We start from the raw sequence: 23,379 nt of genomic DNA, 5'->3' as shown, positions 1-23,379 counted from the left end.
CACCTAGAACGGCGGCGGGTCTGCGCCGTAGTCATCCGGGCCGTCGCTCTCGGGCACGTTCGGGATCGGGAAATGCGGTTGGACCCGATGGGGAGGTCCGGGAGGTTGCTCGGCATCGGAGGTGTCGGAAGTATCGGAGGCATGGGAAGCATCGGAGGCAAGGGAGAAGTGCGGTTCGGTCCGGTAGGTCCGGCCGGCGGGTGACGTCCACGCGATGATGCCGGGCTCGGGTTGTCGGGCCTTCCAGAAGCCCTCGGTTTTGAACATGTGGTGCCGCCGGCAGAGATGCTCGAGGTTGTCGTGGTCGGTGGCGCCGCCCTGGGCCCAGGGTTTGGTGTGGTCGATTTCGCAGATAACCGCGTTGGACCGGCACCCCGGGAACCGGCAGGTTCCATCGCGCGCCCGCAGCCAACGCTTGAGTCCGGAGGGGACTTTCCTTCTTCGGCCCAGGCGGAGGATTTCCTCGGTGTCCGGTTCCCGCTCCACCAGTGTCCATTTCGCTGCCTCGCGGGCCATTCGGCGGGCGGTCTGCGGACTGATCGGCCCGTACCCGTGCAGTTCGGCGGGCTGGTCGTCTGCGCCGAAGAGGGTTTCGGCGGTGATCAGCACCAGGATCTCTCCCCGGGCTTTGAGTCCGCCGCCGGCGCAGGTGGTACCGGATCCCTCGGCGGTACCGGAACCCTCGGCGGTACCGGATCCCTCGGTGGTACCGGAACGCTTGGGTGATCTGGCTTCCTCTTCCGAAGTTTCGCCGCTGCAGGTGTAGCCGCCATTGAGCAGCAGATCCTGCAGAATGTCCGCACGCAACTGATCCACCGTGCGCGGATCCCCGGCGGCCTGCTCACCCCGGGCCGCCTGGCACAGCTGGGTGAAGATTACTTGCACCTTCTCCGCAGGCAGCAACGCTGAAAGCCAGGACATCCCGTCCTGACCGGGTTCCAGACACACCTTCCGCTGCTCGAACGCAATATTTTGCCGCTCGACAATGGTCTCGGGGTACTGCTTCTCGCGCAGCCGGCGAGCGCGAATAGCGAACTGGGGCCGGGTTTGCCCGTCCGCCATCTCCAGTAGCTTCGCTTCGAAGGCGGGCAGCGCCGGGCCCGGCACACCGACCGATTGTTCCAGCGCTGTCTGGACATGTCCGTAACTGATTCCGCCGTCCTGCAACTTCGCCAGCGTGGCGGCATGGGTCTGGCACAGGGTTCCGGCCTCGACCATGAGCCGTTTCCCGGTGTTATACGGCAGCTGCAGGATCGTTGCCGCTTCCGAGGCAGCGAGGCTGAAGGCCAGCTTGGGGTCGAGTTTGCCGGTCGCGGAGCGAATGTCCTCCCGGTAGACGGTCTCGATCCGGTGCAGGACCTTGGCCTGCTGCGCCTGCGCCCACCGGATCAGGTGATCCAGATGCGAGAGGACGGCACCTGCTGCTTCATCGTCCAGGACCTCGACACCATGCAGTGCCAGCGACCCGGTGAGCCCGTCCCGGTATGCGGAGGCTGGTTCGGCAGCGGAGACCCGTTCGGCCGGATGTTCGGTGGATGTGGCCGCTGCTACGGGACCTTCGCGGGCGACGCCGTCAGATGCTGCCACAGGACTGTCGGTGGAGACAGCGGCAGGGACCAGCTCGGCCTCATAGACCGCCAGACTGCGGGGTTCCGCAGCCTGTTCAGGTCCGGCTTTCGTGCCGGGATTTCTCCGGTGCTGATCCATGACTTCAGGCTTTCACCCGCCTCTGACATTTCCGCTTCGAATAAGGTCCAAAACGGGTCAAAACAGGCCCGTTGTAGACCTTCCAAATACCCGTCTTTTCAGCGGCACCACTTGCTCGATTGTCCTAATACTCAGCCGCCGCTCAGCGGTCCCACCGGCGGAGGAGACTGGTTCAGTGACAGGGGCAGCTGCGGCAGCAATGGAACGCCCCCGGACGAGCCCGCCTGGACTAGGCGAGCACCTTCTGCACGGCTTGCCTGACCTTCGCATGCAGCTCCCGCAGGGAATCCCGGCGCACCGGGACCTCCAGGATGGAACGGCCGGCAACGGGAGCGTCCAGTGCGGCGTCGAGCTCATCCGCCGTGCGGACCAGCCGGTGCGGCACCCCGTAGGCGGCCGCCAGCGCCGAGATGTCCACGGTGTGCGGGGTACCGAAAAAGCGCTCGACGACGGCGGTGTACTCCGCCCGCTCCCCCAGCGCCCCGTGCTCGAGGGTGGAGAAGATGCCGCCGCCGCCGTCGTTCAGCACCACCAGCTGCAGGTCCGGCTCCGGTTCCCCGGGGCCCAGAAGGAGGGCGCCGGCGTCGTGCAGGAAAGTGAGGTCGCCCAGCAGCACCCGGGTGGGGATGCCGTTGGCCAGCGCGATGCCCGCCGCCGTGGCAATGGTGCCGTCAATGCCGGCCAGCCCGCGGTTGGCGTAGACGTCCAGCGGATGCCAGTCCGGGGCCGCCACCAGGTCCATGTCCCGGATCGGGTTGGAAGAGCCGAGCACCAGGTTGCCGTCGGTGTGGTCCCAGACTAGGTCGGCAACGTGCAGGCCGTTCAGTTCACTCTGCCCGTCGAGCAGCGAGGACACCGCGGCCATCGCCGCGGTCGAGGCGGTTTGCCAGCGTTCCAGCCAGCCCTGCGTGCCTTCGCCGGCAAAGTCGAACAGTCCGGCCAGATCGGTGATGATGGTTTCGGGGCGCCGTCCGGCGGTGAACCAGTTGACCGGGCGCGGCACGTAGATTGCTTTCTCCACGTCTGTGCGGGCGAGCAGCCCGGCCACGGGACGGGACAGGGTGGGCCGGCCGAAGACCACCACCCGCTCAATCTCCGGGCCCAGTTCCTCCAGCAGCAGCCGGTACGCGCCGATTGCGTTCGGGCCGAAGCGGGCGTTCGAGGACGGTTCGGCCAGCAGCGGCAGTCCGGCGCGGCGGGCAAACAGGGCGGCGATCTCACCGGCGCCGTCACCGGCAATGACGACGGCGCGGCGGGTGCCGGAGTGCTTGGCGAGCACTGCCGCTTCGCTGCCGGTGGCGACGGGGTCGGCGGGCAGTTCCGTGTCCGGGGCGGCCGCGGCGCCTGCGTCACCTGCGGGCAGTCCGGCCGTGTCGCCGTCCTGCGGGATCAGCGGTTCGCGGAACTGCAGGTTGATGTGGATCGGGCCTGCCGGACTGCCGGCGCTGACCCGGTCAAAGGCGGCGCTGATGGCTCCGGCGGGATCGTCTCCGGCGCGGATGTCGGCAGTGGCGGCGGGGAACTCGGCGAAGATCCCGGGCTGGACGGTGGTCTGGTTGGCGCCGGTGCCGTGCAGTTCCGCGGGCCGGTCGGCGGAGAGCACCACGAGCGGCACGCCGGCGTGGTGCGCCTCCATCACCGCCGGCATCAGTTCACCCACGGCGGTGCCCGAGGTGGTGGCAACTGCCGCCGGGCGGTGTCCGCCGCGGGCCAGGCCCAGGGCGGTGAAGCCGGCAACCCGCTCGTCGATCCGTACGTGCACCGTCACCCGGCCCTGCGCTTCGGCTTCCGCCAGCGCGTAGGCCAGCGGGGCGCTGCGCGAGCCGGGGGCAACGACGACGTCGGTCACCCCGGCTGCAATCAGTGCGGAGACGGCGGAGCGTGCGGCCTGCAGCGAGCTGAGGTTGTTTCCCGCTCCCGGCTCAGCGGAGCCTGCGGCGGAGGACGGGCTGGGAGTTTTCGAAGATCCGGTCACTCCTCCATCCTAGGGTTCGGGTTCAGGGGTGTGATGCCCGGATGCTGCTAGACAAACCCTTCCGCAAAGAGAATTGAACAGTTCGGAGCAGAAACAGTCATATGTCGGATAGTTCGGGTGCGAAGGGCATGAGATCAAGCCGGAGGGAACCGCTGATCCGCCAACGCTGAGCGTTGGCATGGCGGGCTGCTCTACATCGCAGCAACCATGCGGCTGACTCGCTGTGGGGTAAGCCGCATGAGCGTCGGAAGCATCTTGGTTCCTCCTGGCAGGGCCATCGGTTGCCGGTGAGCCAGGGCCTGAAGGGTTGCTTCGGCGACCGCTGAGGGTGGAAGCATCTTCCCGCTGGCCCCGGCATTCATGGGGGTGTCTGTTGTGGGAGGAAGCACCTCTAGTACATGCGTGCCATGCGGTGCGAGTTGTCTGCGAAGGCCATCTGCGAAACCGTGCAGTCCCGCTTTTACCGCCCCGTAGGTGGGGGCCCGTGTGGGCGACACCAGTGCGAACCCGGAGGTGATGAAAACAATCGCTTCCAGTTTCGGCCAATGGGACAGAGCTTCGCCGGTGAGCCGGATCGGTGCGGTGAGGTTGAGGTGTACTTCCTCTTCCAGATCGCGCATGGCGAGAGCGGCGGTAGTGAAGTCGCGCTCAATGAAAGTTCCGGCGTTGTTGACCAGGATATCGAGGCGCCCAAACCTCTCCGCAACCTTGTTTAGCATGGCCGCTCGCTTGGCGTCATCAGTCACATCTGCCTGAATGGCAAGGATTTCCGGGTGCTTGAGGCTGATGCGGTCGAGGGCGGGCCGGGATCTTCCGCAGACGGCCACAGCATCACCGCGACGCAGAAAGGCCTCCGCGAGGGCGAGCCCGATACCGGAGGTGCCGCCGGTGATGAGGACGACTCGTTGTGTATTGATGATGCATCTCCCTGATTACGGTGACATAGTTGGTATCCATCAGTTACTGACTCTATGCACAGAGTTGAAAGCCGTCGAGGGGGCACTTTTGTGAAACTAGATGACCTGCGGGAAACCGCCGACTGTGATCGCGCGACGGAAACGCTGGCACGGGTCGGTGACAAGTGGTCGGTCCTGGTCTTCATGCAGTTGGAGATCGAGGCAACACGATTCGCTGAGTTGCGGCGCCGCATCAGCGGGATTTCCCCCAAGATGCTTGCGTCGACTCTCCGCGGTCTGGAGAGGGAGGGATTCGTCGCTCGCACCGTGTATCCGACCAAACCTCCAAGCGTTGAGTACGCCCTGACTGATCTCGGCCGGGAGATGGCGGCCCCTATTCGGGCAGTCGGCACCTGGGTGCTGAACAACATTCATCGCATCGAACAGGCACGTCAGCGTTTCGACGCCCAGTAAGCAACACCGCGGAAGCCGGGCCCGGCGTCCGCTCCCTTAGCGCAACTTCGACTGACTGCGCGGGATGAGTGAGGTCCTCCTCCCTGCATGCTGTTGCGCGGTGATCCCGCCGCATAAAGGCTGCACGCCCCGTAGCTGAAGGCCAACGACGACGGCGATCTGGTCGTCGCCGCCGCCGGCGACGGCGGGCTCCCGCTCCCCCGCACCCGTCGTTAGTACGCCTTGACCCGCTGCTCCACAACCAGGTGGATAAGCGCAAACGTCTTGTCCTCATCAATCGCCCGGAGCGCAGCCTCAACAGCGGCGGGAACATCGGCGTCGAGCTCCACCTTGATGCCGAAGCCGCCAAAAGCCTGGGCCATGAGTGCAAACTCGGGGTTCTTCAGCTGGGTGCCGGAGACCCGGTCCGGATAATGGCGTTCCTGGTGGGTGCGGATGGTGCCGTACTCCTGGTTGTCCATCACGATCACCAGAGGGGTGGCCCCGTACTGGGCCGCGGTGGCCAGCTCCTGTCCGTTCATCAGGAACTCGCCGTCGCCGGCAATGGTCACCACACGCCGGCCCGGGTAGGTCAGTGACGCCGCGACCGCCGAAGGAACGGAGTAGCCCATGGAACCGTTGCGGGCGCTGACCATGGAGGCGTACCGCTTGGTGGGGAAATAGCGGTGGGCCCAGTTGGTGTGCTCGCCGGCGCCCAAAGTGATCATGGCGTCGTCCGGCAGCGTCGGCACCAGATGCGCCATCAGGGTATCCATCCGCGCCGGTCCGTCCCCCGGGCCGGCCGGCGGCAGGGCGGAGAACATCTCCTGTTCGCGGCGCATGCGCGAGGTCCAGGCCTTCCACTCGTCCTTGACCGGCAGGTCCATCAACACCAGGTCCCGGACAAACACGTCAGGCTTGGCGACGATCTGATAGGAAACCGGGCCGGACCGGCCGCGCATCGAGGGGTCAATGGTGACCAGGAAGTTCTTATTGGTCCAGTCCTGGCGAACCAGGAACCCGTCAGTGATCACGTCGCCGGGCACGGTGCCGACAAAAATCAGCAGGTCGGTCTCCTCGAGCAGGTCATAGGTCGGCTTCGGCCGGCCGTACCCGATCGGCCCTACGTAGGAAGGCGAGTCGAACGGCACGGTGCCCTCACAGCGCCATTCCGCGGCGGCAGGGAGGTGGTGCTCTTCCAGCCACCGGGTCAGGGCGTCTGCCCCCTCCTGGGTCCAGTCGTTGCCGCCGGTGACAAACAGCGGCTTTTCGGCTTCCTTCAGTGCAGCCTTCAGCGCCTTCCAGTCCGTAACGGTCATGCCGCCCGGCGCAACAGGAATCGGCGGGTGCAGAACGGCACTGATTTCCTGCCGGATGATGTCTTCGGGGAGCCCGACGACGACGGGTCCCGGGCGGCCGCTCATGGCGGCGAAGATGGCTTCAGCCACGATTTCGGACGCCCGCTCGGGGTGGTCCAGGACCATCACCCGTTTGGCGCCCGTATCGAACCAGGCTTTGATATCGAATTCCTGAAACGCCTCGCGGTCCCGGTGCTCGAACGGGATCAGGCCCACAAAGAGCACCATGGGCGTGGAGTCCTGCCAGGCCGTGTGCAGGCCGACGTGCGCGTTGGCCGCACCCGGCCCGCGGGTGACCATGGCGATGCCCGGCAGCTGCTGCATCTTGCCCGCGGCCTCGGCCATGTAGGCGGCCCCGCCTTCGTGCCGGCACACAACGGTTTCAATGGCCGACCGGTGTAGTCCGTCCAGCACATCCAAAAAGCTCTCGCCGGGCACCACATAGGTCCGTTCCACCCCGTGGGCAGCCAGCGAGTCAACAATGACGTGGCCGGCGGACTTGGTTGCGGGGGCGTTGGCTGCCGCCGCGGCGGGAGCTGGCACGCGGGAAAAGGAGGATGCCTGAGGCAGCCCTGACGTCGTTGTCATCTATTCACTTTCGTTGCTCGGATACATCAATGCGCCGTCAAACCGTCAACGACCGTTAGATATCCTCAGCAAAGCACCTGCTTGGTCTGAGGTGGGATCATACTAACCGCACCGGGCTGTTATACGGCGAAGTATGACGACGGCGCTTAGCCCCGCTCCGCGCGGGCGGCTGCATCCGCGGCAAGGATGGGCGCCATGCTTTCGCGCATATAGTCGGCAACCTCGCTCTGGGTGACAGCCACGTCGAGCACAAAGAGTCCCTGCGCACCGGCAGCGAGCCAGTTTTTCAGCACCTGCAGGTCGGCGAGGGAGCGCATCTTCACACCCTGCGCGCCCATCGCGATGCCCAGGGCACTGAAATCCACTTCGGGAATCTGCATGGCCGTATCGTCGAGGCCGCGGGCGGCATACTGGTGAACCTCGGCCCCGTAGGCTGCGTCGTTGAACACCACCATTACTCCGCTCGGGATGGCACGGACGGCCGATTCGAGGTCGGCCAGTGCCATCAGGGCTCCGCCGTCGCCGGCAATGAGCACCGTGGTCCGGTCCGGGCGGGCCACAGCCGCCCCGACCGCCGCCGGAATGCCCAGGCCGATCGATTGGAAGGCAGTGCCCACCATCATCAGGCCCTGCGGGTCCGGAGCCTGGCAGTACATGGGTATCCACCCGCAGAAGTGCCCGCCGTCCTGAACGATGGTGCGTTCAATCGGCAGGATGTGGTCGAGCTGCTGGGCGACGGTGCGGGGGTTCAGCCGCCCGTCGGCAGCGAACTCGTCAGCGGGCCGGTCCGCCGCGAACGACGGAGCGGTTACCTCGGGGTGCAGGGTCCGCCATCCGCCGTCGACCGCAGTAACCGCAGCGGCGAGGGCCAGCGCCGTTTCCTTGGCGTCCGCGGAAACGAAGCAGGAGACCCGGGGGTTGGTGGCGGCGTCGAGCTCATCAATCTGGATGACGGCGGCGTCGTCCGCGAAGAGGGAACCGTAGCGGGTCTGGAAGGCATTCAGGCTGGCACCGGCAACAAGGACGAGGTCCGCCGACCGCATCAGTTCCAGCGGAGCCGTCCGCGCAAATCCGCCGGCGATGCCCAGGTCCCAGGGCGTATCGAGGGAATTGCGGGCCATGACGGAGGTGGCAAACAGGGCGCCGATTTTGTCACCCAGTTCCACCAGTGCCGTACCTGCTCCCGAGATCACGGAGCCGTTTCCGGCCAGGATCAGGGGCCGCTTGGCGCGGTTCAGCAGCGCTGCGACGTGCTCGACGACGGCGGCGTCCGGTGCCGTCGGGGCGGCCGGCTGCAGCTGCGCTGCCGGTTCCTGCGGTCCGGCGGCCTCGTTGGAGAGGTCGTAGGGAATGGATACGATGACGGGTCGCCGCTCGTGCCGTGCCGTGAACCAGGCCTCTTCAGTGAGGCGTTCGGCGTTTGCCGCCGAGACGGTGAGTGTTGAGACTCCCAGTCCCCGGGCAACCATCAGCTGGTCGATGTCCCACGGGCGGGGCCCGGTTGTCGGAGCCTCGCCCACAACCAGCACCATGGGGGTCCGGGCCTTGGCAGCCTCGGTCAGCGCAGTCAGCGAGTTGGTGAAGCCTGCTCCGTACGTCACGGTGGCCACGGCAATCTTTCCCGAGGCCCGGTAGTAGGCATCAGCCATGGCCACCGTTCCGGCTTCATGCCGGGCGCTGATATACGGCAGGCCCCGGGCGGTGAGGTTGCTGGTGAAAAATGCGTTCCCGTTGCCCATCAGGCCGAAAACAACTTCGGCGTGCCGCGCGCATACTTCGGCGACGACGTCGGATACGTTCAGGTGCTCTGTCATGTCTGTGGTCCTATTTCAGTGCAGGGGTGCCAGCAGGGCGGCTGCGTGCCGGGCTACGTCCAGGATCCTGTCGTTCGCCTCAGGACTGCCGATGGTGATGCGGATGCCTTCGTCCGGGAAAACGCGGACAGACAGCGCGCTCTCTTCAAAGAGTGCGGCCAGTGCTCCGGTCCGCTCCCCGCTGTCGAGCCAGAGGAAGTTCGCTTCGGAGGGCAGCACCGGCAGCCCGGCCTCCAGCAGTGCTGCGTGCACACGGCCGCGTTCAGTGACGAGGAGGTCGATCCGCTCCTGCAGCTCGTCTTCGGCCTGCAGGGAGGCCAGCCCGGCCTGCTGGGCCAGGGAAGTGACACCAAACGGAACTGCCACCTTTCGCAGCGTGGTGGCCAACTCCGGCGACGCAATGGCATAGCCAAGACGCAGTCCGGCCAGCCCGTAGGCCTTGGAGAACGTGTGCAGAACGGCAACGTTGGGGTACTTGCGGAACATATCGATCCCGACGGCGGTGTCGGCGTCGCGGTTGAAGTGAACGTACGCCTCGTCCAGCACCACAAGGACATCCGCAGGGACGGACCGGATGAAGGTGTCGACCTCCGCGGCGCCGAGAACGGTTCCGGTGGGGTTGTTCGGGTTGCAGAGGAAGACCACCCGGGTCTCCGGGGTAACGGCGGCGGCCATGGCGGGCAGGTCGTGTCCGCCGTCGGCAGTCAGCGGGATGGGCTGCGGCGTCGCCCCGGCCGTGGTCACCAGGAGCGGATAGGCCTCAAAGGAACGCCACGCGAACATCACCTTCTCGCCCGGGTTGGTCACGGCGAGGATGATCTGGCTGGCAACTTCCACGGAACCAGCGCCGAGAGCAATGTTCTCCGGCGACACCTGCCAGCGCTCGGCGATGGCGGCGGCGAGGTCCCCGGCAGCCATGTCCGGATAGAGGTTGATACTCGATACTGCACCGGCCACTGCTTCCATCACGGACGGCAGCGGCGGGTACGGATTCTCGTTCGACGAGAGTTTGAAAGCCTTCAAACCATCAATGTCGGCCGGAGTTTTTCCCTGGCGGTAGGGCGGAAAATTTTCGAGTCCGGCGCGGTGCGGAATGTTCATGGGGTTCTCCTAGGAGCCGGAAACTGAAGGAAACGTGCAGCGTCAGCGCGCTCCGGAAGAGGCTAAGTAAGATTTGTCACATAAACAAGCTGCACAGCAAACAGGTAACAGGTTGCCTGCCGGAAGGTCCCCGACACCATCGTTTTATGTACAAATTGTCTAGTTTTTGTCCCTCAATTTGCTCCGCAGGTATTTTGTGACTAGCGTCACGGCGAGGTGCCAGGCGCTGGTCTTTTCCACGGACCCGCGGCGCCGCCGGCAATCCTGTTTTTTTCGAGGCGGAGCTCGTCCGCCTCCCGACGCTTGTGAGGCATCCGCATGAAGACTGCTGATACGACAACCCCCGGGGTGCTCCGCGCGCCGCGGCCCGGTCTGGGACGGTCGATGAATTCCCGCCAGCTGACCATGATGGGGCTGGGCAGCGCCATCGGCGCCGGATTGTTCCTCGGATCGGGGGTCGGCGTACAGGCAGCGGGACCTGCCGTGCTGATTTCCTATCTCGTGGCCGGCACCCTTGTCATCATCGTGATGCAGGCCCTGGGCGAATTGGCCGCGGCCAACCCCAGTACGGGTGCTTTCTCCGTCTATACGGAGAAGGCGTTCGGAAAGACGGCCGGATCGGCCGTCGGCTGGCTCTGGTGGTTCCAGCTCGTTGTCGTCATTGCCGCTGAAGCCATCGGTGCTGCCGGACTCCTGGCAAGTGTGTTCCCGGACGTGCCGGTGTGGCTGATGGCCTTGTTCTTTATTGGCGTCTTCTCACTCATCAACGTCACGGGCGTCAAAAACTACGGCGAATTCGAATTCTGGTTCGCGATCCTGAAGGTCGCGGCCATTGTCGCATTCCTCGCTATCGGCGCCGCCCTGATCATGGGCTGGCTGCCCAACGTCACTTCGCCCGGGCTGACGAACCTGTTTGATAACGGCGGTTTTGCTCCGACCGGATGGGCAGGCATCGCCTCGGCACTGCTCGTGGTGATCTTCGCCTTTGGCGGTACGGAAATCGTGAGCGTCGCCGCTGCAGAAACCGCCGATCCCGTCCGCAGCGTAGGCAAGGCCATCCGGACTGTCGTCTGGCGGATTTTGGTCTTTTACATCGGCTCCGTGGCGATCATCGTGACCGTCATTCCCTGGGACTCCGAAGAGCTCAGCTCTCCCTTCGCCGCAGTCCTGGCCTCCGCCCGGATTCCGGGTGCGGAAACCGCCATCGTCCTCGTGGCAGCCCTTGCCCTGCTGTCGGCACTCAACGCCAACCTGTACGGCGCCTCCCGGATGGTGTACTCGCTGGCCGAGCGCGGCGATGCCCCCAAGGGGCTGCTGCGGCTCAACAAGGCCAAGGCTCCCTTCCTCGCCGTCATCATCTCGGTCGCCGTGGGAGTGGTGTCCACCGTGCTGGAACTGTTCTTCCCCGACCGGATCCTGCCCGCGCTGCTGAACGTTGTGGGGTCAACCGTGCTTCTCGTCTGGGCCTCGGTCCTGCTGTCCCAGTTTGTCCTCCGCCGCAGGGCCGACCGTGCCGGAGAGGCCCTCAAGCTGAAAATGCGGGGCTTCCCGTACGTGTCCCTCGCCGGGATCGTGATGCTCGCAGCCATTCTCGTGCTGGCCTGCTTCGATGCCGCCGCCAGGACTCAGCTGCTGTCCACCGTTGCGCTCACGGTGTGCATCGCCGTCGCCTGCAAAATCGCGAGGAACTCCCGGGAACGCCAGGCACTCAGGGTCAACGCCTAGCTCCAGGAGGCTAGGAGCACCGCCTGCCCGCCACCGGCCGCCGTCCGCGCTGCTGCACACACTGCAGCCGCCCGGGCGGCGGCCGGTTGGCATCTATCGTGCAGATGGCGCGTGCTGGCGGGATCTATCGCGCAGATGGCGGGCCTAAAACCGGCTCATCTCGGTTTGACGCTCCGGAGCTGCTCCGCCCGAGCTACTACCCGCGAGCTACTACCCGCGATTGCCGATCCACGCCTCCGCGTAGAACCGCGGAGAAAGCGAGTCCAGCAATTCCCGATAGACACTCGGGTCCATGGCCTGCGCTGAATCACCGGGGACTTCCGGGGCAAAGGCTGACACGCCCAGTCCGGCGGCGTGATCCTGCACGGTCAGGCCCGCGGCCTCAAGGATGGTGGGGTACATGCTCAGCTGGTCGATGCCGGGGCGCAGCGGGCCGGGCGTCTCCTGGCCCGGAATCCAGATTCGGTTGAAGATGGTGCGGTTGCCGTGGTGGTCCAGCTGCTCGTGGAAAGCGTCGCCGGCGCTCATGTGCTTGAGGTGGTCCCCCATGATCACCACTGCGGTGTCCTCGAGGTACCCCATTTCCTTCATGTAGTCCACGAACCCTGCCACCTGGGTCATCGAGCAGGAAAACACGGACGTCACGTTGTTCTGCGTGTCCACGTCGCAGTAGTCGTACACGTGGACCGGCTCGTGGGTGTCCAGCGTCAGAAGGGAGAGGTTGAAGGGCTGGCCGGTCTCTTCCGACTCGGCGTGCAGCTCATCGAGCGTTTCCTTCGCGTTGGCCATGAGGCGTTCGTCGCTCAGGCCCCAGTCGCTGCGGAAGCTCGATTCCGGTTCACCGGCGGCGCGCCAGTCATCCAGGCCCTTTTGCTCGGAATAGCCGTGCGTACTCAGGAAGGTGTCTTTGGCGGCGAAGGAGGAGTTGGCGCCGCCCAGGAAAACGTTCTTGTAGCCCTGGTCTTCCAGGACGTCACCGAGGCAGGTTGCCCCTCCCAGGTAGGTGTCGCCGTCGTCGTCGAGCTCGCGCGAACTACTGCTGCCCCCGGAGCCCACGCCCTTCAACGGAACGCCGCACTGCGTTGAGACGAAGCCGGCCATGGTCCAGCCTCCGCCGTCATACTGCCGGAAATCCTGCACGCTCTGCCAGCCGTCGGCGGCGCTGGTGGCCTCTTTGAGGGGGAGAAAAGCGTCCTTTTCAAAGAGCTGGTCATCCGCAAGGGTTTGCTCGCCGGACTCGAGGTAGATCAGCACGAGGTTGCGCTTCTGCTCGCTGCCGGTGACGGTCGGCTCCACGTAGTAGTCGCCGATGTTGTACGGAGACTTTGCCGCCTTGATGTAGTCACCCACGCCTACAGTGGTGGCGAAAGCCGTGGTGCCGCCAATGACCACTGCTCCCACCAGGACGGTGGCAACGGTGCGCACGATCCACGGCGAGCGGCGGGAACGGAGGTCCTCTCCGCTGCGGCGGCGCCTGCGGCGGAGCATATGGTGTCCGAAGGCTATCGCCAGGGTGATGAGCAGGGGCACGACGCCGATCCCCAGAATGCCCATCCACACGATGGACCCTCCCCCGCCGTCGGTTTCCACCGAAACGAGGTTGAGGAGCATCTGGTTTACGGATATCTCGCCCCAGAAGAAACGGATGCCGATCGCAGCGATGAGCAGTGCCAGCCCGGCCCAGATCAGGACGTATAAGAGGATACGTCCCATCACGCCGCCGACCCGTCGGGTCACGTGCAGAATCCGGCCTGACATGGCACACCTCGCGTTCCGGGTGCCGCATATTTGCTGAACACCCTTGACATCCAGCCCGTTTCTCGGGCGGACAGAAGACTAGTAACGTCATGCTACCCGTTCAACCGCCGTTCATCCGGTAGTAACGCGTTGTCCACAGCAGGAAATGGCCGGGCCGCTCCTGCCGCCGACTGCACCGACCCAAGGAGAATTATGAAAGTCCTCATCACCGGCGCCCACGGAAAAGTAGGCCGCGCCGTCACCCGGGCCATGATGGACGCCGGGCACGACGTCATGACTACTGACCTCTCGCAGCCCGGTTTCGAGCGCAAGCTTCCGGGAGCACCCCGCTACATGAAGGCCGACCTCAGCGACGCGGGCGAGGCCTACGCCGTCGTCCGAGGAGCGGAGGCAGTGGTGCATGTGGCCGCCATTCCGGAGCCCACCGGCAACCCTCCGCATGTCGTCTTCCAGAACAACCTCATGTCCACGTTCAACATTCTGGAAGCCGCCGTCCGCTTCGGCGTCAAGCGCTTCGTTTACATCTCCAGTGAAACCGTGCCGGGGTTCTTCTTTCCCGAACGCGACTTCCTTCCCGAATACGCGCCCGTGGACGAGGACCATCCGATCCATCCCCAGGACCCCTACGCCCTGTCCAAGCATTTCGGCGAGCAGCTCATGGACGCCGCAGTGGCACGGTCCGACATCCGGTGCATCTCCATCCGGCCCAGCTGGGTGCAGTTTGAAGGCAATTACGAGCTGAATCTCGGCCCCCAGATCCGGGACAGCTCGGAACTGAGCGCCAATTTGTGGAGCTACGTCGATGTCTATGACCTGGCCGACGCCATTGTCCTCGCCACCGAATCAGGCCTGCCCGGGCATGAGGTCTTCTACATCGCCTCGCCCGACAATGTGGGCGGCCACAACTTTGCCGAAGTCCTGGCAAAGCACTACGGAGACCAGATCGAGCTGCGCAGCCTGGACCGGCCGGACGCCTCGGGGATTTCGAGCGCCAAAGCCCGCAGGATGCTCGGCTGGCAGCCGAAACGGTCCTGGCGCGACTACTTGGATGCTGAAGGCAAAGCGCGCAGAAAGTAGGTCCGGACGGTCAACGGCGGGGGCTCTGCCCGTTAGGCCCCCGCCGTTCCGGGAAACGCTGTTGCCGGAAACGCATCACGAGGACGGCAACTGCGAGCAGCAGGGTCAATCCGCCCAGGGTCCCCGTCAGCCACAGCTGGGCGGGATCGTGCGGGCTAAAAAGTGCCGGAAGCGACAGCAGGAGAGCCGATCCCAGAACTGCCAGCCCGATAAAGGTGCCAAGAAACAGACGGTTTGTTTTCTGCTGCATGACCAGCCTCTCCTAAAACATGTGCGGCGGCGTTAACCGAACCGATGGCTTTCAGTGGCCCGGCCCACACTACCGGAGGCCCCGACTCCTGCCGCGGAGTTGGTGAGGGCGGGGGCGCCGCGGAGCCGGCGGATCGCTGTCACCGATCACCCGTTCCGCCAAGAAGGTGCTCGGCGTAGTCGGGCAGCCCGCGCAGGTGGGTGCCGCCGTCGACCAGGAGATCGACGCCGGTGATCCAGGCGGCGTAGTCGGAGGCCAGAAAGACCACTGCCTTGGCGACGTCGGACGGTTCACCCATCCGGTCAATGGCAAAGCTGCGGTGGAAAGCCTCCGTCATGGACCGGGGCAGGGCACCCTCCGCCGGCACCACTCCCGGGGAGACGGAGTTAACCCGGATGCCGTAGCGGCCGGCTTCAAGGGCTGCCACTTGGGTGAACTTCAGGATCCCGGCTTTGGCAGCAGCGTAGTGCGCGTTGCCGCGGGTGGTCCCGTACACGTCAACGGCACCGATGTTAACGACGGCGCCGGCGGTGCCGCTGGTGCGCATCCGACGGATCGCCGCCCGCGTACTCAGGAATGTCCCGGTCAGGTGGGTGGCCAGCACGGCGTTCCAGTCGTCGTCGGGCAGATCGGTGATCTCCCCGAGACTGTAATTGCCGGCCACATTGGCGACGACGGCAACCGGTCCGAGCTCGTCCTCGGCAACCCCGTACATCCGTTCCACGTCCGCGGCCGCCGCGACGTCGGCGACCACCGGAAGCGCGCGGCGCCCGGGATGGGCGGCGGTGAGATTCTCCGCCGCGGCCCCCACCTCCGGCGGAGTGCGGGAGGAGATGACGACGTCGGCGCCGTGGGCCATGAGATAGTTCGCGACGGCGTAGCCGATGCCTTTGGAGCCGCCAGTCACGATGGCGACGTTTCCTGCCAATTGCACGATGCTGCCCTTCCTGTCGCTCCTACCCGATCACGGCTAAAGTGCGGGCGGAACGGGTTTCCTACTGCCCCATCCGCAGCCCGGGGTTTCAGCCTGCCAGCCGCACGCCACGCCCACAACCAGCTCCGCGGGCGCCGCGTTGACGAAGACCAGTGCGGCCCGTAGCCTCGGCGGGCGCATACAGAGTGTTTGATCCGTGTTTGATCCTCAGGAGGCCGGATGACCGGGGGCCCCGATTCACCAATGTCGGGGTGGAACCCAACGTGGGCCGAGCTGCCTCCCAAACAGCGGCGGTTCTGGCTCTGGCTTGTCCTGCTGCTGTTTCTGATCGCCCCCGGAGCGCGCATTCCGCTGGAAGTTCTCGGAGTCTCTTCCTGCGTAGCCACGCTGATTGTGCTGGGGATGGTGTCGCTGGTCCTGTTCCCCCTCGGGCGGGCGGCCTGGCTTGAACTGCGGAACAGTTATGCCACAGGTAAGGAAACTCCGCCCCGGGTTACGTCCCGCGGCGTCGCCGGATGGGCGGTTGCGACAGCCATCCTGTGGGGTGTGGTGGCCGCCCTGGCCGCAGGGTCCGGGCCGCTGATTCCCACGCTGCCTGTCTTTGTTACGGTCATGGCGGCGCAGCGGTGGTACCAGTGGCGTGTCCAGCTTGGCGAAGCGGCATGATCCGGTTGTTGCAGCATGATAAATCGTTAAAGCACGGAAGCGGGAACCTCCAGGTTCCCGCTTCCGTTTAGATCCGGTTCTGTCTTAGATCCGGTTGTCCGCTCGAGTGCTAGTCTGCGGCGCCGGCCTTGACCTTGTCCGGCTGCTCCTCGTCCGGTTCCTGGACACTGTCCGTGTACCACTCGGTGAGGGCGGGGTCGTCGCTCTCAAAGTCTGCGCCGGCACCTTCGGCCTCCGGCACGTGGGCAGCACCGAACACGAAGTCGTCGCCGTGCTCGTCAATGCCGCGGCGCACGCCGCCGCTGATCGCCTCCAGCGCATACCGGCGCCGGATCATGTAGGGATCGTTGCGGAGGTCCTTGGCCCACGAAACCATCACTCCGATCAGAATGATCGTGAACGGCAGGGCGCAGGTCACCATGATGGATTGGAGACCCGAGAGTGCATTCCGGCCGCCGGCCAGCAACAGGGCCATCGAGATCAACCCGAGTGCAGCCGCCCAGACGATGGTTACCGGCTTCGAGGGCACGGCCCGGCCGGACTGGGACATGGAACCCATGACGTTGGCGGCGGAGTCCGCGGCGGTGACGAAGAAGACCAGAATGGCGATGAGGCAGATAACCGATGTTACGGAGCTGAAGGGAAGATGGCCGAGCAGGTCGAACATGACGTTCTCCCCCGCCGCCTTCACTGTCATGTCCAGGCCGTTCTGGTTCATCCAGATTGCGCTGCCGCCGAAGACCGTGAACCAAGCGATGGAGATCGCTGAGGGAACAAAGACCACAACGGTGACGAACTGACGCAGGGTCCGGCCCTTGGAGATTTTGGCGATGAACATTCCAACAAACGGGGACCAGGAGATCCACCAGGCCCAGTACAGAGTGGTCCAGGCAGTCAGGTATTCCTCTTCCCCGGCGCCCTGCCCGGCAAAGACGGTGAGCATGTCCGGCATGTTGCCGACAAACGCGATGAGCGAGGCCGGCAGCAGATCGAGCACGAAGAACGTTGGTCCGGCCAGCAGAACGAACACGGCAAGCAGGATCACCAGGGTCATGTTGGCGTTGGACATCAGCCGAATGCCCTTTTTGATGCCCGCCACGGCGGAAACGGTAAAGACAATCGTCAAGAGACTGATGGCCGCCACAACAAATCCGTTGCCCAGTTCCTGGCCGGTAATGATCGAAACTCCGGTGCGGATCTGCAGCGCGCCGATACCCAGCGACGTCGCAGTCCCGAACAGGGTCACCAGGACCGCAAAGATATCAATGATCTTGCCCAGGACGCGGTTGTTGCCGTCCGGGAACACTGGTTCAAACAGTGAGGAGATCAGCGGCAGGCGGCCGCGGCGGTACGAGGCGTAGGCCAAGGCGCCGCCCACCAGTGCGTAGATGCACCAGGCAATGCTGGCCTGGTGCAGGAAGGCATCCGTCATGGCCGGCAGGATGGCGTCGGAGGTGCCTGCCTCGGCATCCGTTGAAGGCGGAGGGCTCAGGAAGTGGCTGAGCGGTTCCATCGGTCCATAGAAGATCAGGCCGATGCCAAGGCCGGCGGCGAACAGCATGGAGATCCACGAAACAGTGGAGTACTCGGGCGTGCTGTCATCGGCACCGAGGCGGATCTTGCCGGTGGGTCCAAAACCCACAACCAGCATGAACACAACAATGGCAACCACGGTGGCGTTGAACAGCCAGCCGAAGTGGGTCACCACCCAGCCCTGCATGGTGATGCCCACCAGGTTGAGATTGTCCGGCGCAAGGGTCGCCCACGCCAGCACCGCCAGCGAAACGGCCAGCGCGACAACGAACACGCTGCGCCGCGTTGGAAAGCTGACCCCTGTGTCCTCGACGCTGATGCCCGGTACGAGCCCGGGATGAATGCCAAAAGTTGGTTCCGAGGCAGCATGCCGCAGTGCTTTTTTTACACGTTCAACCGGCCGGCTACCGGCGGGTCTCCGCTCCGGGAAACCGGAGGAGGATGACCCGTCAGTACGGCCTGAGGCGTGCTCTGGTGGTGAAGAGTCGGAATTCATAAGCAATGACACTACCCAAGAGTTATGACAACTCCGATTTCCGGGAAAGCGTGAATGCCGTCCGTAGCAGAACACTTCGGCGCTAAAGTTCGTCAAATTCCGTCACAATGGATTAAAAGCCACGGCCGGCGTGACATAGTATGCGGCGGCAGTGCAGCCTCCTGTAACTTCCGGTCCTCAGGGGCGGTCGAGGGGCAAGCCCGCGATGGCCGGTGTTCCTGCCCCTTTAAATAGACGAACTTAACAGGGAAACGGAGAGGAAGCTTGGCTTCCTCTCCGTTTCTGTCAGCGGATACTAACTGCCGTTATGGCTGTTTTCCCCGCCCTGAGCCTTGGCTTCAGTAGGCTGCGCTTCCGCGCCCTTTCGGCCTGCCTCGCTCGGGTCGGCACTGTTTGCACTGCCGAAACTTCCCGTGCTGGCCTGCCCGCCCTTTGAGGCCTGCTCTTCAGTGTCGTTGCGGTTTCCGAATTGTCCGGGATTGTTCTGGTCAGCCATAACGCTCTCCTTCTTTTCGTCTGCGTATCGACAACTTACGCAAACTAATTTAGGACATCCCGAGCAAAAAGCCAAACGCTAAGCCCACTTAGCATCTCTTTCATCGAACTGCTGCCCGACGTTCGGCGTCGCTGCGCAGAATGCAGAATTCATTGCCCTCGGGATCGGCCAGCACCACCCATCCCGTACCGTCGGGGAGACGCCGGTCATCAACTTCGCGGGCTCCCAGGGCGAGCAGCTGCTCGAGCTCCTGGTCGCGGCTACCGTCGGCCGGCTGCAAGTCCAGGTGGACCCGGTTCTTAATCTGCTTGGCGTCCGGCACTTCAATAAACAGCAGCCGCTGGGAACCGTCCGGCGAGAAGATCATGCATTCCTCGTCCCCGGGCGCATTCGGGTCATTCGGGTCTTCCCGAAAGCCCAGCACCTCCGCCCAGAACCGTGACTGGGCGAAGGCGTCAAGACTGTCGAAGGACGTGTGGGAGATGAGGGCTGTCATGGCGCCAGCCTAGTGCCGTTCAGCAGCGGGTCCACCGGCCCAGGGCCGTTTCGATCCGGATTCACCGGCGTGCGGCCGCTAGGTTGGGTTCATGCCGGAATCCACCACCCACAAAACCATCGTCCCTGCCCGCTTGAAGGCCGGGGATACGCTGCGGGCCATCGCCCCGAGCTTCTCCCGTACCTTCGTCATGGAGTACGACAACACCGCTTGGATCAATCAGCGGATGACCGACATGGGCTTTTCCCTGGATTTCGGTACGAACATCGAAGCGCACGACGCTTTCCTCAGTGCACCCATCGCCTCCCGCGTCGCTGACCTGCATGAAGCTTTCGCCGATCCCGCGGTAAACGGCATCCTCAGCGTCATTGGCGGCTTTAACTCCAATGAGCTGCTGCCCTATCTGGACTGGAAACTCATTGCGGCGAATCCTAAGGTCTTCTGCGGTTACTCGGACTTCACCGTTCTGGCCAACGCCTTGTACGCCATGACCGGACTGCTGACCTACATAGGTCCGCACTGGTCGACTTTCGGGATGCGCGACCACTTTGAGCCCACCGGCCAGTGGTTCGCTGCAGCCACCGGAGGCGACCGCTGGAGCGTTGCTCCCGCGGAAACCTATACCGATGACTTGTGGTTCATGGACCAGGACGCGCGCACGGTGCATCGCACGGACGGCCCCTGGGTGCTCCGGGAGGGTTCCGCTGCAGGCGTGGTGGTGGGTGGAAACCTCAGTACTTTCAATCTTCTCGCCGGAACCGCCATGATGCCGGAGCTGGCCGGATGCGTGGTTTTTTTGGAGGAAGACTCCGGCGCGGACCTGCATGACTTCGCCCGCCAGCTGGCCAGCCTGCTGCAGCAGCCCGGCGCCGACCGAATCGCCGCGCTGGCCATCGGCAGGTTCCAGCTGGAATCCGAGGTCGGCCGCGGAGAGCTGGAGGCGCTCATCGCAAAGTTCCCCCTGCTGGAGGGCAAGCCGGTCCTAGCGAACCTGGACTTCGGACACACCAGCCCGATGTTCACCCTCCCGATCGGCGGCTGGGCAAACCTGGAGACGGGGCCTGACGGCTGTGCCCTGGAATTCGCGCACCGGCCGGACGGGTAACCCCTCCCTGCTATCCGCTCTGGCCGCCCGCGACGGCGGCGATGACCGCTTCGGCAGTGCGCCGCCCCATGTCGACGGCGGCTTCAGTGTCCGTTCCGCGAAGAATCATGCCCAGCACGCCGGTAAAGATCAGCACCAGCTGCCCGGCCAGCCGGTCGGCATCCCCTGCACCGACGACGGGTACGGAAAGCTCGCGGAGGCGGCCGGTCAGCAAGTGTGTGTCACCGGACAGCGCCTCCCGGAGCCCCTGCCCCGGATCCGGTGATTCGGCAGTGACGCCGAGGAACGCACACCACCGCGCAGCACTGGCCCCCTGCCGGAAGCGTTTGATGGCCGGCAGCACCGCCAACAGCTTTCGTTCCGGCGTCGTCGCCTCATCAATTTCCTGCTGCCAAACCTCATCCCAGCGCGCGAGCCTGCGCAGCAGCGCGGAAACAATGAGTCCTTCCTTGTTTCCGAAGTGCGCATACAGAGTGGCAGGGGCGACGTTGGCCCGCCGAAGAATCTCGTCGACCGGCGTTGCCGCAACCCCCCGGGTAAAGGCAAGGTCATCGGCGGCATCCAGAAGACGTTCGCGGGCTGTCGGTTGCGTTGTCATGCCTCAAGACTATAACGTTCGTTTCAATGAAACGCACGTTACAGCCCCGCACCCGCCAGGCCGGCCCTCTGTTTGCAGTGGGTGCCGTCGCGCTGATCGCTGCCACCTACGGCTTGGCACGCCTCGGCTACGGCCTTTTCCTGCCTGCCTTTTCGACCGCCTTCACCCTCAGCCCCACGGTGGGCGGGCTGCTGGCATCCGGAACATCGGTGCTCTACTGTGCGGCAGCCCTGGCCGGCTTCCGGTATGCCCCAAGCCGTCCGCGCCTCATGACCCTGCTGGCCGGCACGACGGCGGCCCTGGGCAGCGCAGGCATCGCCGCGGCCCAGAGCACGCTCCTTTTTTCCGGAGCCGTCCTGGTGGCGGGGGTCGGGGCCGGCTTCGCGTCCCCGGCCCTGGTGGAACTGGTCCAGCGCAACACTGCAGACGAGGACCAGAAAAAGCTCCAGTCGGTGGTGAATTCGGGAACCGGGTTTGGGGTGGTTACGGCCGGGATACTTGCCCTCGGCTTCGGGACCTCGTGGCGGCTGGCCTGGGTGCTCATAGCCGTCATCACGCTCGCAGCCATGATCGGCGTACTGCGCGCAGACACATCCAAAGACCTTTCCGCTTCCGATCGGAGCAGCAACGACGCCGGACAGCCACCCCGCGCGCTGACCGCACGGACCCTCCGGCGCCCCGTGACCGCCGCCTTCATTTTCGGCACCGGCTCCGCCGCCGTCTGGGTGCATGGCCGGACCCTGCTCGAAAACCAGGGCGGCCTGCCTTCCGCCGTCACCGCAGGTGCCTGGATTGCACTGGGGCTGGGCGGAGCTGCTGCGGTCCTGGCGGCCCCCTGGCTCGCCCGGCACCGGACCAGGACAACCTGGCGCGTGACAGTACTGGCGGTCGCCGCCGCCACGGGCGCCTTTGCCGCGGCGCCGCACCTTGCCGCCCTCAGCTTCACGGCCTCGGCGCTCTTCGGCCTCGCCTACACGAGCGCAACCTCGGTGCTCATCATCTGGGCGGGGCGCGTCTCAACCAGCAGCGCTGCCGGAACTTCCGTCCTGTTTACCAGCCTCGTTCTGGGGCAGTCGGCAGGCTCGGCCCTGACCGGGGCACTGATCGACGCAGGGGGTTTTGGGCCGGCATTCCTGTCCGCCGCCGTCGTCTGCGCCGTCGGGGCCCTGGGCTTCGCACCCCGCGGAGAGCAGCGCTAGGAAGCCAGCCGCTCCCCGGCGCCGGGGCCGGTTCCGTTAGGCACAGCGCCATGGCCGGGCCGGCTAACCTCGGCCCAGACCTCATCGAGGGAAAGTCCGAGGACATCTGCAATGGCGGCGATGGTGGGAAAGGCAGGGGTGGCCACGCGGCCCGCTTCGATTTTCCGCAGCGTCTCAGGTGATACGCCGGCGTCGAGCGCAGTCTGCAGCATGGGGCGCTCTCCCCTCGCACGGCGCAGCAAGACGCCCAGACGCTGGCCGCGTTCGACCTCGGCGGGAGTAAGCGGCAATCTGACCATGGCTCCAATAGTAATACCGGGATACCATTGCCGGGATAGTTATTGGAGAACAGAAAGGTCCCGCATGATCGAGATCATGACTCCCGCCGAGCTGGTCCGCGCCAGGGAAACAGGCGCGCTGGTCGCGAACATCCTGCAGACGCTGAAGGGCCGCAGCGCGGTGGGAACCAACCTCTTGGACATCGACCGGTGGGCCAAGGCCATGATTCTCGAAGCCGGAGCCGTCTCCTGCTACGTCGACTACGCACCCTCCTTCGGCCGGGGACCGTTTGGGCACTACATTTGCACGTCGGTGAATGATGCAGTGCTGCACGGACTACCGCACAACTATTCACTGGCCGACGGCGATCTGGTCTCCCTCGACCTGGCGGTATCCCTGGGCGGAGTTGTTGCAGACTCGGCCATCAGCTTCACGGTGGGTTCGCAGGCGGCCCAAGATGCAGTGATGATCACCACCACGGAACGCGCCCTGAAGGCGGGAATCGCGGCTGCCAAACCCGGCGCCCGGATCGGCGACATCTCTTATGCCATCGGCACCGTCCTTGGCGCCGCCGGCTATCCGGTGAACACTGAATTTGGCGGTCACGGCGTCGGATCGACCATGCACCAGGATCCGCACATTTCAAACTCCGGCCGGCCCGGGCGGGGCTACAAGCTGCGCCCCGGGCTGCTGCTGGCTCTGGAGCCGTGGGTGATGGCAGACACGGCAGAACTCGTGACCGACGCCGACGGCTGGACCCTCCGCAGTGCCACCGGATGCCGGACCGCGCACAGCGAACACACGATCGCGATCACCGACGACGGCGCTGAAATCCTCACCCTGCCCCGCTAGCTGCAGCCGGCCGGCGCCGGACC

The 23,379-nt window shown here is 65.0% G+C and carries 22 protein-coding genes; 8 read left to right on the top strand and 14 right to left on the bottom strand.

Annotation, left to right across the window (positions count from 1 at the left end; genetic code table 11):
• Positions 1-3: 3 nt before the first annotated feature.
• The 3 genes from WKB88_RS03910 to WKB88_RS03900 form a co-directional block, all read right to left on the bottom strand.
• Positions 4-1,707, bottom strand: coding sequence for an HNH endonuclease signature motif containing protein (locus WKB88_RS03910; RefSeq protein ID WP_341393261.1), 1,704 nt, complete (start codon positions 1,705-1,707; stop codon positions 4-6).
• Between the two features lie 229 nt (positions 1,708-1,936).
• On the bottom strand, positions 1,937-3,682 hold the full coding sequence (menD, locus tag WKB88_RS03905; protein WP_341393260.1) for a 2-succinyl-5-enolpyruvyl-6-hydroxy-3-cyclohexene-1-carboxylic-acid synthase: 1,746 nt from the start codon (positions 3,680-3,682) through the stop codon (positions 1,937-1,939).
• A gap of 191 nt (positions 3,683-3,873) precedes the next feature.
• Positions 3,874-4,527 carry an SDR family NAD(P)-dependent oxidoreductase gene (locus WKB88_RS03900; RefSeq protein ID WP_341393730.1) on the bottom strand — a complete coding sequence of 218 codons (654 nt, stop codon included), beginning with the start codon at positions 4,525-4,527 and terminating at the stop codon, positions 3,874-3,876.
• Here WKB88_RS03900 and WKB88_RS03895 point away from each other — a divergent pair.
• Positions 4,456-4,614 carry a hypothetical protein gene (locus WKB88_RS03895; RefSeq protein WP_341393259.1) on the top strand — a complete coding sequence of 53 codons (159 nt, stop codon included), beginning with the start codon at positions 4,456-4,458 and terminating at the stop codon, positions 4,612-4,614. The genes WKB88_RS03900 and WKB88_RS03895 overlap by 72 nt on opposite strands.
• A 75-nt stretch (positions 4,615-4,689) precedes the next feature.
• Entirely contained in the window at positions 4,690-5,052 is a 363-nt protein-coding gene (locus tag WKB88_RS03890) for a winged helix-turn-helix transcriptional regulator (RefSeq protein ID WP_341393258.1), read from the top strand.
• 212 nt (positions 5,053-5,264) lie between these two features.
• Here WKB88_RS03890 and WKB88_RS03885 read toward each other — a convergent pair whose 3' ends face one another.
• The 3 genes from WKB88_RS03885 to hisC all read right to left on the bottom strand — a co-directional run bounded on the left by WKB88_RS03885 (position 5,265) and on the right by hisC (position 9,892).
• The gene (locus tag WKB88_RS03885) at positions 5,265-6,977 is read right to left on the bottom strand and encodes a thiamine pyrophosphate-dependent enzyme (protein WP_341393257.1); all 1,713 of its coding nucleotides are present in this window, start codon (positions 6,975-6,977) and stop codon (positions 5,265-5,267) included.
• Between the two features lie 146 nt (positions 6,978-7,123).
• Positions 7,124-8,791, bottom strand: a complete 1,668-nt coding sequence (locus WKB88_RS03880; RefSeq protein WP_341393256.1) for a thiamine pyrophosphate-binding protein — start codon at positions 8,789-8,791, stop codon at positions 7,124-7,126.
• Positions 8,792-8,806: 15 nt separating this feature from the next.
• The gene (hisC, locus tag WKB88_RS03875; protein ID WP_341393255.1) at positions 8,807-9,892 is read right to left on the bottom strand and encodes a histidinol-phosphate transaminase; all 1,086 of its coding nucleotides are present in this window, start codon (positions 9,890-9,892) and stop codon (positions 8,807-8,809) included.
• A gap of 318 nt (positions 9,893-10,210) precedes the next feature.
• Here hisC and WKB88_RS03870 point away from each other — a divergent pair, with 318 nt between their 5' ends.
• Positions 10,211-11,617: an amino acid permease gene (locus tag WKB88_RS03870; RefSeq protein WP_341393254.1), complete on the top strand. Its 1,407-nt coding sequence runs from the start codon at positions 10,211-10,213 to the stop codon at positions 11,615-11,617.
• A 210-nt stretch (positions 11,618-11,827) separates the two neighbouring features.
• On the opposite strand, the gene WKB88_RS03865 is transcribed toward WKB88_RS03870, so the two are convergent.
• Positions 11,828-13,375 carry an LTA synthase family protein gene (locus tag WKB88_RS03865; protein ID WP_341393253.1) on the bottom strand — a complete coding sequence of 516 codons (1,548 nt, stop codon included), beginning with the start codon at positions 13,373-13,375 and terminating at the stop codon, positions 11,828-11,830.
• A gap of 192 nt (positions 13,376-13,567) precedes the next feature.
• Between WKB88_RS03865 and WKB88_RS03860 the strand changes: the two genes are divergently transcribed.
• Positions 13,568-14,452: an NAD-dependent epimerase/dehydratase family protein gene (locus tag WKB88_RS03860; RefSeq protein ID WP_341393252.1), complete on the top strand. Its 885-nt coding sequence runs from the start codon at positions 13,568-13,570 to the stop codon at positions 14,450-14,452.
• Positions 14,453-14,462: 10 nt separating this feature from the next.
• Here WKB88_RS03860 and WKB88_RS03855 read toward each other — a convergent pair whose 3' ends face one another.
• Both WKB88_RS03855 and WKB88_RS03850 read right to left on the bottom strand, forming a co-directional pair.
• Complete coding sequence (locus WKB88_RS03855; protein WP_341393251.1) at positions 14,463-14,702, bottom strand: hypothetical protein; 240 nt, start codon at positions 14,700-14,702, stop codon at positions 14,463-14,465.
• A gap of 139 nt (positions 14,703-14,841) precedes the next feature.
• The gene (locus WKB88_RS03850; protein WP_341393250.1) at positions 14,842-15,636 is read right to left on the bottom strand and encodes an SDR family NAD(P)-dependent oxidoreductase; all 795 of its coding nucleotides are present in this window, start codon (positions 15,634-15,636) and stop codon (positions 14,842-14,844) included.
• Positions 15,637-15,879: 243 nt separating this feature from the next.
• On the opposite strand from WKB88_RS03850, the gene WKB88_RS03845 reads away from it, so the two are divergent.
• The gene (locus WKB88_RS03845) at positions 15,880-16,302 is read left to right on the top strand and encodes a hypothetical protein (RefSeq protein ID WP_341393249.1); all 423 of its coding nucleotides are present in this window, start codon (positions 15,880-15,882) and stop codon (positions 16,300-16,302) included.
• A 109-nt stretch (positions 16,303-16,411) separates the two neighbouring features.
• On the opposite strand, the gene WKB88_RS03840 is transcribed toward WKB88_RS03845, so the two are convergent.
• From WKB88_RS03840 to WKB88_RS03830, 3 genes are all read right to left on the bottom strand, one after another.
• Complete coding sequence (locus WKB88_RS03840; RefSeq protein ID WP_341393248.1) at positions 16,412-18,109, bottom strand: BCCT family transporter; 1,698 nt, start codon at positions 18,107-18,109, stop codon at positions 16,412-16,414.
• A gap of 517 nt (positions 18,110-18,626) precedes the next feature.
• Positions 18,627-18,827: a stress protein gene (locus WKB88_RS03835; RefSeq protein ID WP_341393247.1), complete on the bottom strand. Its 201-nt coding sequence runs from the start codon at positions 18,825-18,827 to the stop codon at positions 18,627-18,629.
• A 100-nt stretch (positions 18,828-18,927) separates the two neighbouring features.
• Entirely contained in the window at positions 18,928-19,323 is a 396-nt protein-coding gene (locus tag WKB88_RS03830) for a VOC family protein (protein WP_341393246.1), read from the bottom strand.
• A 91-nt stretch (positions 19,324-19,414) separates the two neighbouring features.
• Here WKB88_RS03830 and WKB88_RS03825 point away from each other — a divergent pair, with 91 nt between their 5' ends.
• On the top strand, positions 19,415-20,428 hold the full coding sequence (locus WKB88_RS03825) for a S66 family peptidase (protein WP_341393245.1): 1,014 nt from the start codon (positions 19,415-19,417) through the stop codon (positions 20,426-20,428).
• A gap of 10 nt (positions 20,429-20,438) precedes the next feature.
• Here the strand turns inward: WKB88_RS03825 and WKB88_RS03820 are convergent, their stop codons facing one another.
• Positions 20,439-21,026: a TetR/AcrR family transcriptional regulator gene (locus tag WKB88_RS03820; protein WP_341393244.1), complete on the bottom strand. Its 588-nt coding sequence runs from the start codon at positions 21,024-21,026 to the stop codon at positions 20,439-20,441.
• Positions 21,027-21,052: 26 nt separating this feature from the next.
• Between WKB88_RS03820 and WKB88_RS03815 the strand changes: the two genes are divergently transcribed.
• Positions 21,053-22,225, top strand: a complete 1,173-nt coding sequence (locus tag WKB88_RS03815; RefSeq protein WP_341393243.1) for an MFS transporter — start codon at positions 21,053-21,055, stop codon at positions 22,223-22,225.
• Here WKB88_RS03815 and WKB88_RS03810 read toward each other — a convergent pair.
• Positions 22,222-22,524, bottom strand: coding sequence for a helix-turn-helix transcriptional regulator (locus tag WKB88_RS03810; protein WP_341393242.1), 303 nt, complete (start codon positions 22,522-22,524; stop codon positions 22,222-22,224). The two genes, WKB88_RS03815 and WKB88_RS03810, sit on opposite strands and share 4 nt — an antisense overlap.
• Before the next feature lie 64 nt (positions 22,525-22,588).
• On the opposite strand from WKB88_RS03810, the gene map reads away from it, so the two are divergent.
• The gene (gene map, locus WKB88_RS03805; protein ID WP_341393241.1) at positions 22,589-23,356 is read left to right on the top strand and encodes a type I methionyl aminopeptidase; all 768 of its coding nucleotides are present in this window, start codon (positions 22,589-22,591) and stop codon (positions 23,354-23,356) included.
• The last annotated feature ends 23 nt before the right edge of the window (positions 23,357-23,379 follow it).

This window comes from Arthrobacter sp. G119Y2, assembly GCF_038069765.1.
In the GTDB taxonomy this organism is placed as follows: domain Bacteria; phylum Actinomycetota; class Actinomycetes; order Actinomycetales; family Micrococcaceae; genus Arthrobacter_B.
The sequence above is the reverse complement of the archived record's forward strand: the minus strand, read 5'-3'. Positions and strand labels throughout refer to the sequence as shown.